Annotated in this window: 13 protein-coding genes; 6 read left to right on the forward strand and 7 right to left on the reverse strand. The window is 60.4% G+C overall.

Annotated features, from left to right (window positions below):
* Nucleotides 1-4: 4 nt before the first annotated feature.
* The gene (locus GKN89_RS01725) at nucleotides 5-1,141 is read right to left on the reverse strand and encodes an MFS transporter (RefSeq protein ID WP_230328906.1); all 1,137 of its coding nucleotides are present in this window, start codon (nucleotides 1,139-1,141) and stop codon (nucleotides 5-7) included.
* A 354-nt stretch (nucleotides 1,142-1,495) separates the two neighbouring features.
* Here GKN89_RS01725 and GKN89_RS01730 point away from each other — a divergent pair, with 354 nt between their 5' ends.
* The gene (locus tag GKN89_RS01730) at nucleotides 1,496-2,545 is read left to right on the forward strand and encodes a DAPG hydrolase family protein (protein ID WP_019455393.1); all 1,050 of its coding nucleotides are present in this window, start codon (nucleotides 1,496-1,498) and stop codon (nucleotides 2,543-2,545) included.
* 88 nt (nucleotides 2,546-2,633) lie between these two features.
* Here GKN89_RS01730 and GKN89_RS01735 read toward each other — a convergent pair whose 3' ends face one another.
* Complete coding sequence (locus tag GKN89_RS01735) at nucleotides 2,634-3,380, reverse strand: IclR family transcriptional regulator (RefSeq protein WP_019455394.1); 747 nt, start codon at nucleotides 3,378-3,380, stop codon at nucleotides 2,634-2,636.
* A 121-nt stretch (nucleotides 3,381-3,501) separates the two neighbouring features.
* Nucleotides 3,502-4,632, reverse strand: a complete 1,131-nt coding sequence (locus tag GKN89_RS01740) for an agmatine/peptidylarginine deiminase (RefSeq protein ID WP_154746225.1) — start codon at nucleotides 4,630-4,632, stop codon at nucleotides 3,502-3,504.
* Between the two features lie 143 nt (nucleotides 4,633-4,775).
* Here GKN89_RS01740 and GKN89_RS01745 point away from each other — a divergent pair, with 143 nt between their 5' ends.
* The 3 genes from GKN89_RS01745 to GKN89_RS01755 all read left to right on the forward strand — a co-directional run bounded on the left by GKN89_RS01745 (nucleotide 4,776) and on the right by GKN89_RS01755 (nucleotide 9,976).
* On the forward strand, nucleotides 4,776-5,639 hold the full coding sequence (locus tag GKN89_RS01745; protein WP_019455396.1) for a LysR substrate-binding domain-containing protein: 864 nt from the start codon (nucleotides 4,776-4,778) through the stop codon (nucleotides 5,637-5,639).
* 162 nt (nucleotides 5,640-5,801) lie between these two features.
* Nucleotides 5,802-7,475, forward strand: a complete 1,674-nt coding sequence (gene ggt, locus GKN89_RS01750) for a gamma-glutamyltransferase (protein ID WP_063919493.1) — start codon at nucleotides 5,802-5,804, stop codon at nucleotides 7,473-7,475.
* Between the two features lie 206 nt (nucleotides 7,476-7,681).
* Complete coding sequence (locus GKN89_RS01755; RefSeq protein WP_154746226.1) at nucleotides 7,682-9,976, forward strand: FdhF/YdeP family oxidoreductase; 2,295 nt, start codon at nucleotides 7,682-7,684, stop codon at nucleotides 9,974-9,976.
* Between the two features lie 69 nt (nucleotides 9,977-10,045).
* Here GKN89_RS01755 and GKN89_RS01760 read toward each other — a convergent pair whose 3' ends face one another.
* Nucleotides 10,046-11,971, reverse strand: a complete 1,926-nt coding sequence (locus GKN89_RS01760) for a DUF3857 domain-containing protein (protein WP_019455399.1) — start codon at nucleotides 11,969-11,971, stop codon at nucleotides 10,046-10,048.
* Between the two features lie 123 nt (nucleotides 11,972-12,094).
* Nucleotides 12,095-12,649, reverse strand: a complete 555-nt coding sequence (locus GKN89_RS01765) for a helix-turn-helix domain-containing protein (RefSeq protein WP_154746227.1) — start codon at nucleotides 12,647-12,649, stop codon at nucleotides 12,095-12,097.
* A gap of 144 nt (nucleotides 12,650-12,793) precedes the next feature.
* Here GKN89_RS01765 and GKN89_RS01770 point away from each other — a divergent pair, with 144 nt between their 5' ends.
* Both GKN89_RS01770 and GKN89_RS01775 read left to right on the forward strand, forming a co-directional pair.
* Complete coding sequence (locus tag GKN89_RS01770) at nucleotides 12,794-13,723, forward strand: DMT family transporter (RefSeq protein ID WP_154746228.1); 930 nt, start codon at nucleotides 12,794-12,796, stop codon at nucleotides 13,721-13,723.
* A gap of 133 nt (nucleotides 13,724-13,856) precedes the next feature.
* On the forward strand, nucleotides 13,857-14,429 hold the full coding sequence (locus GKN89_RS01775; RefSeq protein ID WP_195933980.1) for a hypothetical protein: 573 nt from the start codon (nucleotides 13,857-13,859) through the stop codon (nucleotides 14,427-14,429).
* A 208-nt stretch (nucleotides 14,430-14,637) separates the two neighbouring features.
* Here GKN89_RS01775 and GKN89_RS01780 read toward each other — a convergent pair whose 3' ends face one another.
* Nucleotides 14,638-15,243: a nitroreductase family protein gene (locus tag GKN89_RS01780; protein ID WP_063919498.1), complete on the reverse strand. Its 606-nt coding sequence runs from the start codon at nucleotides 15,241-15,243 to the stop codon at nucleotides 14,638-14,640.
* Nucleotides 15,244-15,312: 69 nt separating this feature from the next.
* On the reverse strand, nucleotides 15,313-16,611 hold the full coding sequence (locus GKN89_RS01785) for a cytochrome c (protein ID WP_154746229.1): 1,299 nt from the start codon (nucleotides 16,609-16,611) through the stop codon (nucleotides 15,313-15,315).
* Nucleotides 16,612-16,629 lie beyond the last annotated feature (18 nt).

Genomic DNA, 16,629 nt, shown 5'->3' on the forward strand with positions numbered 1-16,629 from the left:
TGATTTACCCTAATCTGCGCGCCAGCGTCAGCGCCAAAACCGTGGCGATGCTGATGCCTGCCGCCCCCAGGAAAACGGCGGATGAGCTGCCGGGAATGAACGCCATAAAGGATGACAAGAACTGGCCGGAGAATATCGCCATCGATAAATAGGCCAGATTTCGCCCCCGGGTGCGGGGGTGACTTCGTTCTACGGTCATATGATTAACCAACGGCACCGAGAAGCCGAACCCGCATCCCATCAGAATACCGCCGGCAACAAATGCCGCAGTCCCGTGCGCAGAGGCGAAGATCAGATGCGCTGCGGCATAGCAGACAAACGCCGCGCCAAGCGCGCCATTTTCTCTGATTAAAGCCACCAGCCTGGGCATCAGCGCGGCGGCGAAAACGGCGATAAGCGAGATAAACGACAGGAAGTATCCCGTTTGCGCCGCCCCGATATTCATGTGGTGGAAATGCTGCGGGATGACAATGATCCCGGTGAAGAAGCAGATCATGGAAAGCACTGCGGAAAAATAGACCGTTGTTAAGCTGCCGGCGCCGGTGGAACTGGCATCACCGCGCTGAACGCTGTCTGATTCGCCCACATCAGGCTGGCGTTTGGGCACAAACAGCCACTGCATCGCCAGCAACACCCAGGCGACAAGATACAACAGGAAGGGCCACCGCCAGCCGAGCGTCGCCAACAGCCCGCCGATAAACAGAAAGATGACGCCGCCCAGCTCGATCGACATGCCTTGCGAAGCGATCATTTTCAAACGCGCCTGCCCGCTGTAAAAAGCAGAAATCAGACCGGTGCCGGCTGACATCACGATCGCCGTTGCGCCGCCAAGCAGCAGGCGGTCGAGCATCACCGGCCAAAAGCCGCGAAGCAACAGCCCCCCCGCCCCAAGCAGGCCATACAACAACAGTCCCCAGCTGAGCGCGGCGTAAGCGCCCGCCTTGTCAATAAAACGCCCGGCGAAGGGGCCAAATATCACCACGCCCAACGACGGCACGGTGACCAACCAACTGGCCGCTGAAGGCGTGCCCAACTGATTCGCGATTTCCGTCAAACCAGGAACGATCACGCAACCGACCATGATCGTCAGACAGGCCACGGCCAAGAGCGTAAACGCCGCCATTTTTCTTAATTCACGCATAAAGCGCCTCACTGTAATATCCATTAGATGGATGATTCATCCAATATACGGACGATATTCTTGAGGCTTCCGTTCAACATGTCAACGCGCAAACTGTAAACCGAATGTCAATCCCGCCCTGGCAACGTTCGGCGAACCCCTGCGGTTGCGGTTAGATCGCTGCAATGATTGGCAGGCGCTTTTTGGCAATCCATGCGCTTTGCCATTCAATGAGCGTTGACATCGCCCACATCCGGCAACACAATAATGACCATTATTCGGATATAAAGTCCATTATTCGGATATTCAAAAATCGATATCAACCACACTCCATCCCGCCGTTTCTAAGTCGGCGACAATCTAAGTGAGACGCTCATGAGTAAAGAAATTTCACGTCGTAATATCATCAAGCGCATTCCGCTGTTGGCTGGCGGCGCCTTGCTTTCTCAATCCCTGTTGTCTTCCGCTATCGCGGCACCATCATCCGCCCTACCGGCGGCGGCGCGGAAAGGCGCGTTTACTGATGCGGGCGCTTCGCTCGATAAATCATTGATTTCCTATTATCAGGTGCCGATGCAGAAACGTCTGAAAATCAATGAGAAAGGCATTCAGGGCAAGCCCTACGCCGAGTTCTTCGACAGCAATCTGGATGCGCCCGTAGAGATGATCCGCGCGCTGGAACAGGGGCCGTTGGCAAAAGAACACATTCTTCAACCCACGAAAGCGGGCCTGAAAACCCTATTGGAACGTTTTGACGAGTTTCCGGTATCGGGTTACGCCGTCGTTGAGGAGGGTGGCCCCTGCGCCTATGCGCAAAGCCGCCATATTTTTCCGGGCGTGACCACGGAGATGTTCAAGTGGTGGTTCTGCTGGCACCCGATCGAGAGCGAACGCTACTATCTGTGGTTCCCTCATGCTCATATCCACAACTCGGTTGTCGATCCCAAGCGTCTGGCGGATACCCGTCTGTCCTACGCTGAGCGGCTGTACGGCAACCCGAACCACATTACCGAGTACATTGGCGATAACTATCTGGACGGCGTTATCCATTTCAATGCGCCGGAAAGCTTCGGCGTCGAGAGCGAGTTGCTCAAAAAGCATCGCTTTACCTTTAACGCCAGCGGCATCATCACGCCTTATGATGCGCAATCAACGCCGCTGGTGCTGATGATTCATCTCGGACGCGACACGCCGCAAGGGATGGAAATGGTCAACCGTTACTGGATCGGCACGCATGAATCCTGGGATAGATTCGACAAGTTCCCTGACGGCGGAAAACGCTCGCGCGAATACATCGCAAAAGCGGGGATGACGAAAGCGTCGCTGGAAGGCTTTGCCTATGAAATGGCCGTCCACGATATGACGGAGTTCTCTTCGCTCGGCCGTTTTCTGCCTGAGATTTATGCCCGGTTCGGCAACAGCTGACCGCCGCCTTCCCTCGCCAACGCAGCGCCGGGAGCGAGGCGTGCTGGCCACGGCGTTCAGCGCCTGCCAGGCCAAACGCCCCGGCTTGTTATGCCAGCATCGCTTCGATTTCCGCTTTGCACTGCATCAGCGAACCGAGCAGATGGTCAAACTTTTCCTCGAAACGCATGGCTGGAACCGCAATGGATATGGCGTAAAGCTCGTTGACGCCGATATTGAGGTAAACGCCGACGCCGCAGACGCCGCGAGCGTGCTCTTCGCGATCGATGGCGTAACGACGGATCCTGGTCTCCCGAATATCCTCCAGTATGGATGAGACGGTTCTGAGGGTGTTATCCGTTCTGACATCCGGCTGGCCGCCGAGCAGATCCGCAATTTTTGCGTCAGGCAGCTCGGCCAGAATGGCTTTGCCATGCGCCGTGCAGTGGCACGGAAAGGCGGTGCCAACGGCTGATACGACGCGAAGTTCCTGATCGGAAACAAACTGGCCCACCGATACCGCGTGGCTGCCGCGGTAGACGCACAAATCGACGGTTTCACGGGTGCGACGGCCCAGCGTTTCCATCGCCGGTCTTGCCAGGGTGATCACATCCGTATGCGCGGAGGCCGCCAGACGGGCGAGCGCCGGCCCTAATTGAACGCCGCCGCTGCCGGTGATGAGCAGCTGTTGCGATTCAAGCGAGGTGACCAAACGGTGTACGGTGGTGCGCGGCAGCCCCGTTTCCCGGGACAATTGAGAGATGGTCATGCCCTTCGGTTGAATTTCCAGCGCCCGTAACAGGGTGGCGGCCCGGGCAATTACCTGTGAGCCGCTGTTATCCGCGTCATTACTCATCGCAATGTTCCGAATTGAATGGAGTCAGGCCGAGAGAATACCACAGGATGTCCGCATGTTGGATAGGTTGAACGGGACGCCGGGGCACTCCCTCCCGGCGACCGTGTCAATCAACGCCCTATCACGCGTCGTGTTTCGGCAACTGGCTGGTCACACAGTGAATGCCGCCCCCGCCGGCGGCGATGGCGTCGATCTCCAGCTGCACCACTTTGCGCTGCGGATAGAGCGCCGTCAGCAGTTCAAACGCCGCTTTATCCGCCTGCGGATCGCCAAACTCAGGGGCGATCACCGCGCCGTTGATGACGAAGTAATTGATGTAGCCCGCCGCAAAATCGGGATTGTTGCGGCTGAAACGACTGTCGCGCGGCGCCAGCGGCGGCGAAAGCGTATGCACCTGCAGCTTGCGGCCGTCGGCGTCGGTCGCCTGCTTGAGGATCGCCAGATGCGCCTGGGTGACCGCATGATCATAAGAATCCGGATCGGTATCCAGGTTGGCCACCACCACGCCCGGCCGCACGAAACGAGCGTAAAAATCGACGTGGGCGTCGGTAATGTCCCGGCCTTTGATCCCCGGCAACCAGATAATTTTACGCAGGCCGAGCATCGCCTTCAGCTCCTGCTCCACCCGATCGCGGTTCCAGCCTGGATTACGGTTTGCATTCACCCAACTGCTCTCGGTCATGATGCCGGTGCCGCGCCCATCCACCTCAATACCGCCGCCTTCGCCCACCAGCGCGCTGCGGCGCGGTTGAGCGACGCCGTATTTTTTGGCGGCGAACGCCGCCAGACGCGCATCCTTGGCATGCCGCTGTTTATTGCCCCAACCGTTGAAGTTGAAATCCACCGCGCCCAGCGCACCGGCGTCGTTAACGACAAAATTGGCGCCAATGTCACGCATCCAGATGTCATCCAGCTCGGTGACGACATAGCTGACGTTCTGGCTGCCGCAGGTGGCCTCCGCCAGTTGCCGTTCGTGCGCGCGGCAAAATACCGTCAGCGGCTGAAACTCGGCGATGGCACGGGCGATGCGCCCTTGCGCCGCCTGTACATCCGCCGTGAATCCGCCCCAGATGGCCTTCTGGGCGCCGAAGGCGAGAAACGCCCGCAGCTGAGGTTCCCCTTCGTCGGGCATCCGCCAGGCCGGATTAAGCGCAGCTTGTGCGTGACCGCGTAATGGAAAGCCCAACGATGCCGTCAAGCCGACGCCGGCCACTGCCGAAAGCTGCTTGATGAAGGTGCGACGCGATGACATAAACAACCTCTTTTAATTAATTTAAATTCAAATAGTTAACCGAGAATCTCACTCTCCGGCAATTGAATCTCATGCTAGTCTTCCCAGGCTGCCGCAACAAACGATATATTTAGTGGATATCTGATTAGACAGGCTTATCGATAATGTTAAAACACTGGCCCCCTCTGAACGCCCTGCGCGGTTTTGAAGCGGCGGCGCGTCTGGGCAGTTTTCATCAGGCCGCCGAAGAGCTGCACCTTACCCAGTCGGCGATCAGCCAGCAAATCCGCAGCCTTGAGGCATTTTTGGAACAGCCGCTGTTCTTTCGCACCGGCCGCAGCGTAACGCTGACCGACGCCGGCCAGGATCTGTTCAGCACCGCGCAGGTGATGCTGCAACAGCTGGCCGTCGGCATTCGCCGTCTGGATCAGTACCGCAAACCCAATCAGCTGATCGTCAACACTACCCCGGCCTTTGCCCGTCACTGGCTGACGCCGCGGCTGGGCGAGTTCAATCAGCGGCATCCGCAGGTCGATCTGTGGCTGTTCACCAGCTTCGAACCGCCGGATATGGCGACGGACAGCGTCGATCTGGCGATCCGCGACGATCTCAGCGCGCAGGCGGACTGCTCCTTTAAGGTTCTCTGCACCGACCGGCTTTATCCCGCCTGCCATCCCAGCCTATTGACGCTGACGGCGGAGCAGCGCGTCACCCTGCACGGCGAACGCGAGATGGACTGGAGCCACTGGACGGTGGCGGGCGGCGCGCACGTCGGTCAGCGCGATAGCGGGCTGAACTTCTCCGATCCCGGCCTGCTGCTGGACGCCGCTTGCCAGGGATTGGGCATCGCATTGGTCAGCCAGCTGCTGGCGCAGCACGCGCGCGACGCCGGGCTGCTGCAACCGTTAACCCAACAGCGGGTGCGCGGCGCCAACTGGGCGTGGCTGCTGCACCGCGACAGCGAACACAACCCGCTCGCCCGCCAGTTCTGCCAGTGGCTGTTGTCGGCCCTGCCTGCCGGCGCATAACGCGCCACGTCACGATTCGCTATTCCGGTCAGGCGCCGCCGCCTGACCGCTGCTACCTTCAATAAAGCGCCGCAACAGTCTAAAGAATACGCGCTAACCTGCTGTTTCAGAAATAATTAGCTGAATTCACCTGATAACTGAACATCGCTAAAAGGATTGCCTATGTCTGCCGGTTTATTGAAAACGATAGCTCTGAGCGTGACCCTTGTTTGCTCCCTTCCCGCCGCCTTTGCCGCCGATCTGACCGCCGGCGCGGTCGCCGCTCCGGATCAGTATGGCGCAAAAGTCGCCGCGCAAATTCTGCAGGCCGGCGGCAACGCGGTCGATGCGGCGGTCGCCACCGCCTTTACCCTCGCGGTGACCTACCCTGAAGCCGGCAATATCGGCGGCGGCGGCTTTATGACGCTGTACGTCGACGGCAAGCCCTATTTTCTCGACTACCGCGAAGTGGCGCCCAAGGCCGCCAGCAAGACCATGTATCTGAACGAGAAAGGAGAAGTGATCGAAAATCTCAGCCTGGTGGGCAGCCGCGCCGCCGGCGTGCCGGGCACCGTGCTGGGGTTGTGGGAAGCCCATAAACGCTTCGGCAAACTGCCCTGGGCCGAGCTGCTGACGCCGGCGATCGGTTACGCCAGGCAAGGTTTTCAGGTGGCGGATCAGCAGTATCAGTACCGTGAAGATGCCAACAAGCTGTTCGCCGGTAAAACCAACTTCGGCGACTATTTCGGCGCCATGAAACCCGGCACGGTGTTCAAACAGCCGGAGCTGGCTGCCACTCTCGAGCGCATCGCCAAATCGGGCGCCGACGATTTTTATCGCGGCGAAACTGCCCGCCTGCTGGTGGCGCAAATGCAGCGCGACAACGGGCTGATCGGCGCGGCGGATCTGGCCGATTATCGAGTGAAATGGCGTGAACCGATGCGCATCAGCTGGCGCGGCAACACCGTGTATACCGCCCCGCTGCCCAGCTCCGGCGGCATTGCGCTGGCGCAACTGCTGGGGATAAAAGAAGATCGCGCCGCTGACTTCAAGGGCGTGCCGCTGAACTCGGCGCGCTATATCCACCTGCTGGCGGAGATCGAAAAACGCGTGTTCGCCGATCGCGCTGACTACCTCGGCGATCCGGATTTCACTAAAGTGCCGGAAGCGCAGCTGATCGCACCCGACTACCTGCAAAAACGCGCCGCCGAGATCAACCCGACGGCGATCTCGCCGACCGAGCAGGTGCGGCCGGGGCTGGAAACCCACCAAACCACCCATTTCTCGATCGTCGATGCCGCCGGCAACGCCGTCAGCAACACCTATACGCTCAACTGGGACTTCGGCAGCGGCGTGGTGGTCAAAGGCGCCGGCTTCCTGCTCAACGACGAGATGGATGACTTCAGCGCCAAACCGGGCGTCGCCAATGCCTTTGGCGTGGTGGGCAGCGACGCCAACGCCATCGAGCCGGGCAAACGCATGCTCTCCTCAATGAGCCCGACCATCATCACGCGCGACGGCGACGTCAGCCTGGTGATCGGCACCCCGGGCGGTTCGCGCATCTTCACTTCGATCTTCCAGGTGATCAATAACCTCTACGATTACCACCTGCCGCTGGCACAGGCGGTAGCCGCCCAGCGCGTGCACCATCAGCTGCTGCCGAAGGACACCCTGTACTACGACAGTTTCGCGCCGCTGACCGGCAAACCGGCAGACGAACTGAAAGCCATGGGCTACACCCTGGAAGATCAGGGCTGGAACATGGGCGATATTCAGGTCATCCGCATCGATGGCCGCACGCCGGAAACCGCCTCAGATCCGCGCGGCCGCGGCGTGGGCCTGGTGGTGAAAAAGTAACGCGTCCGGCGGCCCGCCTCAGGCACAACGGGCCGCCACTCCCCCGCACAGACTGCCGCTGCGCCCTTTTTCACTCATCTATACTGAAGCGACAGGCCCGCGTTTAAACACGCCGGCGCCTGCGTTCCGTCTTGGACGATAAGAATAATACTTATAGTAAATCAATCACCTGCATTTATCGTAAGCGGTATCGGAGGCAATCGACAATGGCGAAAAGACGAGCAGTACCCGGTGTTCATCCCTACGATGGGCCCGCCGGCGGTTGGGGCGCGCTGAAAGCGACGGCCATCGCCGTGCGCACGCAGATGGATACCTTCGAGGCGCCGGTGACGCTGATGCGCACCAATCAACCCGACGGGTTTGATTGCCCGGGATGCGCATGGCCGGATAAAGAACATCGCTCCACCTTCCAGTTTTGCGAGAACGGCGCCAAAGCCGTGACCTGGGAAGCGACCAGCAAACGGGTGACGCCCGAGTTTCTGGCGCAAAATACCGTGGCGTCACTGCTGCAGAAAACCGATTACCAGTTGGAAGACTATGGCCGGCTGACCACGCCCCTGTTTTATGACGCCGGCACGGACACCCTGCGCCCGCTGGCCTGGGACGAGGCGTTCCAACGCATCGCCGCCATCTTGCAGACGCTTCCGCCGGAACAGGTGGAATTTTATACCTCCGGCCGGGCGTCCAATGAGGCGGCCTACCTGTTCCAGCTGTTTGCGCGCGAATTTGGCAGCAATAACTTTCCCGACTGCTCCAACATGTGCCATGAACCGACCAGCGTTGGCCTGCCGCAGTCGATCGGCATCGGCAAAGGCACCGTCTCGCTGGACGACTTTGACAGCGCGGAGCTGGTTATCTCCATCGGCCACAATCCGGGCACCAATCACCCGCGCATGATGGGCACGCTGCATGAGCTGGCGCGTAAAAAGGTGCCGATCATCGTGTTTAATCCGCTGCGCGAGCGGGCGCTCGAGCGCTTCACCGATCCACAAAACGTCATCGAAATGGCGACCTACAGTTCGACGCCTATCGCGTCAACCTACTATCAGGTTAAAGCCGGCGGCGACGCCGCGGCGCTCAAAGGCATCGCCAAAGCGCTACTGCAGCTGGATGAAACACAAGGCAATGCCGTGGATCACGCTTTCATCGCCCAGCACACGGAAGGGTTTGCGGCTTTCGCCGCCGATCTGGCGGCCACCCGCTGGGAAGCCATCGAGGCGGAGAGCGGCCTGGCGCGCCAGGATCTGGAACAGGTGGCCGCCGCCTACGCAAAATCCAACGCCACCATTGTCACCTACGGCATGGGCATTACGCAGCACAATAAAGGGACGGCCAACGTGCGCCTGATCGCCGACCTGCTGCTGCTGCGCGGCAACATCGGCAAACCGGGCGCCGGTATTTGCCCGCTGCGCGGCCACTCTAACGTGCAGGGCAACCGCACCGTCGGCATCACCGAAAAACCCTCGGCCGAATTTTTGGCGAAGCTGGAAACGGTGTTTGGCTTCACGCCGCCCAAAGCCCACGGTCACGACGCCGTGAAGTGCATGCAGGCGATGATCGACGGCGCTTCGAAGGCGTTAATCTGTCTGGGCGGCAACTTCGCCGTGGCGCTGCCGGACCCCGAACAGAGCTTCCCGGCGATGAAGGCGCTGGAGTTAAGCGTGCATATCGGCACCAAACTCAATCGCAGCCATCTGTTGGTGGCGAAAGAAACCCTCATTCTGCCCTGCTTGGGCCGTACCGAGCTGGACCTGCAGGCCGGCGGACGGCAATCGGTGACGGTGGAGGATTCGATGTCGATGGTGCACGCGTCGTCCGGCAAATTAAAACCAGCGTCGGAATGGCTGCGTTCGGAACCCGCCATCGTGGCCGGCATGGCCAAAGCGGTGATGCCCGCCAGCAAGGTGCCCTGGGATGAGCTGATCGAAGATTACGACGTGATACGCGATCTGATCGAAAAAACCATACCGGGCTTCGACGATTACAACGCGCGCATTCGCCAACCGGGCGGTTTCCGCATGCCGTTGCCACCGACCGAGCGCCAGTGGCCGACGGCGACGGGCAAAGCGATGTTTTCGGTGTTCAGCGGGCTGCACGAAGACCAGATTGCGGCGGAACAAGATACGCTGAGGCTGATCACCCTGCGCAGCCACGATCAGTACAACACCACCATCTATGCTCTGGACGATCGCTACCGCGGGGTTTTCGGCCGGCGCGACGTGCTGTTCATGAATGACAGCGATCTGCAACGTTTGGGGTTGGAACATGGCGACGTGGTCGACCTGGAAACGGCGTTGCCCGGTTGCACTCAACGCCTGGAAGGCATCACGGTGATCGCCTACAACATCTCGGCCGGATCGGTCGGCGCCTATTATCCGGAGGCCAACGTGCTGGTGCCGTTGCATTACATCGATGAGGAAAGCGGCACGCCTTCGTACAAATCGGTGCCAATCCGGGTGAAATTGAGATCCAAAGAGGTGCGCGCGGTCGATATCGCCTAGAGGGAGCGCTACGGCCCCCAAACTCTTGTCTGTCTGGGGGCCTTTTTTTATCCAGCTACGGACATCGGCTTATTTGCCGTTGGCCAACTCGCCGTACACCACCTGGCCGCGAAAACCGCGCCGCACCTGCTGGAACAGCTCGCGGAACGCCGGGTAATCCTGCGCCTGGCACAGCGCTTCCTTGCCGCGAATGGCGTTTACCTGCAGGCGGTGATTGACGATCACCTGCTGCCCGTCGCGGCGCCACTCGACGCGATAGTCGCCCGCCGCATTGCGGAACTGCCTGTCTTGCGGAATGGCGATGATCGGCACGTTGGCCGGCAGCTGCAGGCGGTAGGTTTCGTCGTAACGCTGCGCGCTGCAGTAGAACGGGGTTTCGTTGCCCGGCGCCGCCGTGGTGGTATACAGCGTGCGGAACGATTTGCCGCCGGGCGGATTGGGCAAGGTCATGCCGCCCACCACGCCGAAATCGACGTAGTCGTCCGCCTTGAAGCGGAAGCGGTAACCGAACTGTTTCTTGAGATCCAGCGGATCGCTGTTCATCGCCACCTCGCCGCTGCCGTCGATGCCGGATGCGGACATGATTGACGCTTCGGCCTGTGCCCGGTTCTGCCGGTTGATCTGCGAGAAGTAGCCCCGCAGGTCAATCTCTTCCACTTCGCTTAGCCGACGCTCGGTCTCCCCCTGCAGGTTGCCGGCCTTGTCGAACACGAAATCGACGCTCAACGCGCTCTTGACCGGTTGCTCGTCGCTACCCGGCGTGCGCGCCAGTTTGGCGTCGCGCGTCAGCAGCACCGGCGCGCCCAGGTCACCTTCCGGCAGCTGGCCGAACCGCGCCCAAGGGTTGGTGGAGTCCAGGTACAGTTTGAACTCGGGCACGTAGGTGATGGCGTGATTAAAGCGGCTGAGCAGCGGCACTTTAGGCAGTATCGGGCCTTCGTCCATGCCGATCAGCACCGGCGAGCTTTCGATCCCCTTGGCGGCGAGCAACGCTTCCAGGATCACCACGTGATCCTTACAGTCGCCGTAGTGGTTATCGAGAATGCTCTGCGCCGAATTCGGCTCCAGCCCACCGTTGCCCAGATACACCGCCACATAGCGAATGTTTTGCGCCACCCAGCGATAGAGCGCCTCCGCCTGCTGGCGCCGATCGCTGATGCCGGCGGTGATGTTGTCCGCCAGCGCCTGAATGCCCGGCGTCACCTTCGCCGCCGCGCCGGCCTTCAGCTGGTAGGCCTTGGCCAACTGCGGCCAATCGCGGTAGGTGCTGGCCATGATGGTCGGACTGAAGGTCCAGCTGTCCGCCGCCCAGTTTTGCGCCTTCATCGGCGCGCTGCGCGAATAATGCCAGCGCCAGTGCGCCTGTCCGCCGCGGATCTGCGGCTGGTCGCCACCCGCCACGCCGCGGGTGAAAATATGCATCGGCAGCTTGGCCGGCGCCTGCAGGGTCACTTCGGCGTCGTCGAACTGATCGAAGACGCTGAACGTTTCCCACAGGCCGAAATAGTCGGGGAAATACGGCGTGTTTTGCGTGCGGCGCAGCTCATACACCACGCGTGAGCCCGGCGCCAGGTTGGAAAACACGATGACGCGCACCTTGCGATCGGCGTACAGCGGCGCCGTGGCGCTGGAGTAGCTCTCCTGGGTATAGATGCGGTCGGGTGCCACATCGTGGCGTTGGCCGTCGGCGGTCAGCGTATAGGCGGCGACCACCTCGAGCGTTTCCATTTTTTCGCTGTAGCTCAGGCGAATCTGGCTGAATTTCTCGATCGCCGCCTTGGTCTTCAGCAGCACCTCGTAGCTTTCCGTTTTCACGTTGGTGGCGTTGGCGTTGACGCGGTAATCCGCGCGATAGCGCACGAAGCTGAAATCATTGTTGGCCGTGTCGTTCTGGCCTTGCTCTGCCGCCGCAGGCGCGGCAACCGCCAACACGGTGGCCGGGTGCGTCGCCGTCAAACCGGCGAGTAACAGTATGGAAGGAATAGCGATTTTCATCTTCGGTCCTTGAAGGGCAATAAACGGCGACGCCGGGCTACCCGCTCGTCCCGGCGTCAAAACAGGCGGGCACACTAATATAATTGAGAATCATTTTCAATAAACGGACCTTCAACGCCCGGGTTAGCCCTGTTCGATCAGTATCACGGCGGTGGTCTCCGGTTCCAGCGCTTCGAATACATGTTCGCGATCAGCCGAGTAGCTGATGTAATCGCCGGCGCTCAGCTCCAGCGGCTGATCCGCCGGCCCCAGGCGCGCGCGCCCGCTGCTGATGATCACATGCTCAACGGTGCCGGGGGGATGCGGCCGGGAGAGTTTCACTTCGCCGGGCTGCACCCGCAGCCGATAAATATCGCGTTGCGCCCCCGGTGGGCAAGTCGCCAACAGCGTGGCGGCGTAGTTGCCCTGCTCCGACAGCGCCGGCGTTCCCTCATGGGCGCGGATCACTTGCACCTGCCTGCTCGGCTGCGAAATCAACCGGCTGACCGGCACGTCCAGCGCCATCGCCAGCGCCCACAGCGTTTCCAGGCTGGGGTTGCCGCTGCCGGCTTCGAGCTGCGACAGCGTGGACTTGGCGATGCCCGCGCGTTTTGCCAGTTCGGTCACCGACAGATTTAACCGCTCCCGCTCGCGGCGGATCGCCGCCGACAGCAGGCCGATAGGCGTAATGTTCTGCATCTGATTGTCACTCACTGTTCGCTATATAAAACGTTTGTTCAACTTGACGAACAAGCGCATCCGTGTTCATCATAATGTTCGATTGTTCATTTTAATGATTAACCCGTTTCACCGCAAGCGCGGTCAGGCGACGAGGGAAACCCCATGAAAGCGAAAACGCGCGGCGCGGCACAAATGATCCTCGCCATGATGATTTCTGGCACCGTCGGTTGGCCGGTGCTGGTGTTAGGGCAGCCGCCCGCCACGGTGGTATTTTGGCGCTGCGCGTTTGGCGCGATGGCGATGCTGGCCACCTGCGCCGCGCTCGGCCAGTTAAAACAGGGTGCGATCAACCGGCGACAGCTGGCCTTCGCCATCCTGGGCGGCATCGCGCTGGTGCTCAATTGGACGCTGCTGTTTGCCGCCTATGCGCATGCTTCGATCGCCGTCGCCACCGTCACCTACCATGTGCAACCGTTCATGTTGGTGGCGCTGGGGGCGTTGCTGTTCGGCGAAAAGCTGACGATCAATCAGTTGGGCTGGCTTGTGCTGGCGTTTGCGGGGATGGTGCTGATGGTCACCGGCCGGCAAAGCGGCGGCGACAGCGGTGATTACCTGCTCGGCGTGGCTCTGGCGCTGGGCGCGGCCCTGATGTACGCCATTGCGGCGGCGATCGTCAAACAGCTGGCCGCGCTGCCGCCGCAGCTGATCGTGTTGATTCAGTTGACCGTCGGCGCCTTGGCGATGGCGCCGTTCGCCGGTCTGGCCCACCTTCCCGCAGAACCGACCGATTGGCTGCTGCTGGCGACTATCGGACTGGTGCATACCGGGGTTATGTCCACGTTGCTCTACGGCGCTATCCAGAAAATCCCCACCTCTCTGGTCGGCGCCCTGTCGTTTATCTACCCGGCGGTGGCGATCGTGGTGGACTGGGCGGCGTTCGGCCATCGCCTCAGCCTGCTGCAGCTGCTGGGTACGCTGGCCATTCTCGGCGCGGCGGCAGGCATGATGTTCAATAAACGTCCATTCACCCACAGACCTGGCCCCCTCATTAACGGCAGCCGAACCCGTCATCGTGATGCAGAAAATAAGTGAACATAAACGAATGCCAACGGCGATTTTTGTCTAACCTTATTATCGACGCCGTCATTCAGTATATTTAATCCATGCTAATTATTAATCTTGCCAATAATTAGATTATTTATCTTGCGTGTGGAGAAATATCAATATGAGCAATACCGGTGAAACATTAATTAATGCCATTGTCAGCAATCGTTTTCTGATGGCAATAAACAATTGCCCGGGCGTCCCCGCCCAAATGAGCCGGGCCGTTTATGGTAAAACGCAAGACGACAGCGGAGCCGGAACCACGATCGAAAATAACCGTGATATGCAAAAGAATATCAATATCGCACTGGGCTTTGCTGGGGCGAACTCGGAAACCGCCGTTTGGCATTTTATGATCGGCCCTCCCGTACACCATTTTGTGGTGATCCCCTGGTACCAGCATACGGCGCCGCACGGACGGGTCTACACCGTATTTATGGCCTATGAGAACCGGTATTCGGTTGGCGATTATGTTCAGCATACGCCGCCGGCACCTTCTGCGGTGAAAGGCTACCGTACCCTGTGGAACGTCACCGACCTGGGGCAGATGTTTACCGATTTGTTGACCAGCGGCACGGCGTGGCAAGCCTATTTCGGTGCGGTGGGCGCAGCACAGGCCAATAAAATAACCTATTGGAAATATAAGGTAACGTCGTTAGATTCCGCCGTGGCCAACGTCAACAAATATCGCTAATCCCGCTCGCCGGGCAAGCTATGCACAATAAGGCATTCGCCTTGTGCCAGGCACGGTGTTATTTATTTATACCGTGTAGGGTAGAAGGAGTGTTCTATGTGGCATCACCGCCTGCAACGGCGCATTCGTTTCAGCTATTGGAACGAACTGTGCGTCGCAAAAAATAAGGGAAGGCTTGCGCCTTCCCTTTTGCTATTTAACGCTCAGATCAGAAGCGGTCGGTTTTCACCACCTCGTCGAACGGCAGCTTGCCGATGCGCGGATAAGGTTGCCCCGCCGCCTTGCCGATGGCGACCATCAGTGCGATCTGATAATGCGCCGGTTTATTGATAATCTCACCCACGGCGTCGAAATCAAAACCGTCCATCGGGCAAGAGTCGTAGCCTTGAGCCTTGGCCGCCAGCATCAGCGTCTGGGCGAAAATGCCGCTGCTGCGCATGACTTCGTCGCGCTGCACCTGCGGCTTGCCGCGATAGTACTGATCGACGGCCGGGATCATAAACTGCTGTACCGGCTCCGCCGCTTCGGCCCAGACGTTTTTTACCTGTGATTCCCAGCTCGACAGATCGCCGCACAGCACGACCAGCATCGACGCGTCGGTCACCTGCGCCTGCCCCCACGCCGCCTCGCGAATTTTCTCGCGCTGCGCGCGATCTTCGATCAGCAGCGGGCGCCAATGCTGCAGGTTGAAAGCGCTGGGCGCGCCCTGCAGCGCGATGGTCAGCAACGCTTTTTTCTCTTCGAACGTCATCGCGTGCTGCGTATCGAACTGCTTGGTGGCGCGGCGCTGGCGGATCGCATCTAACGTATTCATTTTACTGCCTCTATCCATGTGAAAACGCCTATTGTCGCCAACCCGGCGCGGCTGTCCAGCCCCCGGCGGCTATTTCTGCGCGGTTTCGGCGCGCAAACGGCCGACCTCCGCCTTCAAGTCAGGCCACGGCGACTGACCGGCGTAGTGCTGCCGCAGGTAGTTGAGCAGTATGGCGATCTGCGCGTCATCCAGGTTATAACGGAAGCCCGGCATATAGCCCAGTTCGGCGTTGGCCGGCCGCTGTATGCCATCCAGCACCACGCGAATGGCGTTGTCCGGCGTGGCGGCGTACAGGTTGGTATTCAGCGCCAGAGACGGCCGCACCCCCGCCATCTGCGCGCCTTTCTCCTGCGCATGGCAAGCCATGCAGGCGCCGGAAAACAGCCGCGCCCCTTGCGAGTTCAAGGGCTCAACCTGGCGCTCCGCCTGGGCGTTCAAGGCTGCCGCCGTGGAGCCCGACGCCGTTTCAGGATGATAGCTGCGCAGATAGACGGCGATCGCCTGCAGATCGGCCTGCGGCAAGCGCGACAGCCCTTCTTCGATCACCGGCGCCATCGGGCCGGCGGCGACGCCGTGGTTGGCCGAGTAGCCGGTGCGCATGAAATCGACCAGATCCTGCTGCGTCCAGACGAGCGGCGCAGGTGAGCGAGCGGTCAACGCCGGCGCTGTCCAGCCTTCCGCCACCCCGCCCGCCAGGTGATCGGCGCCGGTTTTCTCACCGAACAGCACGTTGCGCGGCGAATGGCAGGCGCTGCAGTGCCCCAGCCCTTCGACCAGATAAGCGCCGCGATTCCAGTCGGCGCTCTGAGCAGGATCTTCCTTCATCGCGCCCGGCGTCAGGAACAGCCAGTTCCAGGCGAAGATGCCCTGACGAATATTGAACGGGAAGTGCAAATCGGTGGCCGGCGGCCGAGATTTCACCGCTGGCTGCGACATCAGGTAGGCGTACAGCGCCTGCAGATCGGCGTCGCTGGTGCGGGTAAAGGCGGTATAGGGAAACGCCGGATAGAGATAGCGCCCCTGCCGATCGACGCCGTGCCGCATGGCGCGCTCAAACGCCGCGTAGCTCCAGCTGCCGATGCCGGTTTCCACGTCCGGCGTGATGTTGGTGGTGTAAATGGTGCCGAACGGGATCTCCATCGCCAGCCCGCCGGTATTGCGCTCGCCGCCCGAGCGGGTATGGCACACCGCGCAGTCGCCGAGATCGGCCAGCGTTTTGCCGCGCGCGATCTGCGCCTGGCTGAAGCTGTGCGTCGCATTGGCGGCAAGCGGCGCGATTTCCGGCTGCCAGCTGGCGACAACGCCGGCCACCACAACGGCGAGCACCGTTGCGCCGCCCCATCCGGCGATCTTTTTCATCTTGTTCATGGTTGCTGTCCTTGTTCG

Source organism: Serratia sp. YC16 (assembly GCF_009707615.1).
Taxonomy (GTDB): Bacteria; Pseudomonadota; Gammaproteobacteria; order Enterobacterales; family Enterobacteriaceae; genus Serratia; species Serratia surfactantfaciens.

Coding starts and splice junctions, on each gene's coding strand:
- GKN89_RS01740 (WP_154746225.1), bottom strand. CDS start 4,632: ATGTCATCGCGTCGCACCTTCATCAAGCAGCTTTCGGCAGTGGCCGGC.
- GKN89_RS01735 (WP_019455394.1), bottom strand. CDS start 3,380: ATGAGTAATGACGCGGATAACAGCGGCTCACAGGTAATTGCCCGGGCC.
- GKN89_RS01780 (WP_063919498.1), bottom strand. CDS start 15,243: ATGAATACGTTAGATGCGATCCGCCAGCGCCGCGCCACCAAGCAGTTC.
- ggt (WP_063919493.1), top strand. CDS start 5,802: ATGTCTGCCGGTTTATTGAAAACGATAGCTCTGAGCGTGACCCTTGTT.
- GKN89_RS01745 (WP_019455396.1), top strand. CDS start 4,776: ATGTTAAAACACTGGCCCCCTCTGAACGCCCTGCGCGGTTTTGAAGCG.
- GKN89_RS01730 (WP_019455393.1), top strand. CDS start 1,496: ATGAGTAAAGAAATTTCACGTCGTAATATCATCAAGCGCATTCCGCTG.
- GKN89_RS01755 (WP_154746226.1), top strand. CDS start 7,682: ATGGCGAAAAGACGAGCAGTACCCGGTGTTCATCCCTACGATGGGCCC.
- GKN89_RS01770 (WP_154746228.1), top strand. CDS start 12,794: ATGAAAGCGAAAACGCGCGGCGCGGCACAAATGATCCTCGCCATGATG.
- GKN89_RS01775 (WP_195933980.1), top strand. CDS start 13,857: ATGAGCAATACCGGTGAAACATTAATTAATGCCATTGTCAGCAATCGT.
- GKN89_RS01765 (WP_154746227.1), bottom strand. CDS start 12,649: ATGCAGAACATTACGCCTATCGGCCTGCTGTCGGCGGCGATCCGCCGC.
- GKN89_RS01760 (WP_019455399.1), bottom strand. CDS start 11,971: ATGAAAATCGCTATTCCTTCCATACTGTTACTCGCCGGTTTGACGGCG.
- GKN89_RS01725 (WP_230328906.1), bottom strand. CDS start 1,141: ATGCGTGAATTAAGAAAAATGGCGGCGTTTACGCTCTTGGCCGTGGCC.
- GKN89_RS01785 (WP_154746229.1), bottom strand. CDS start 16,611: ATGAACAAGATGAAAAAGATCGCCGGATGGGGCGGCGCAACGGTGCTC.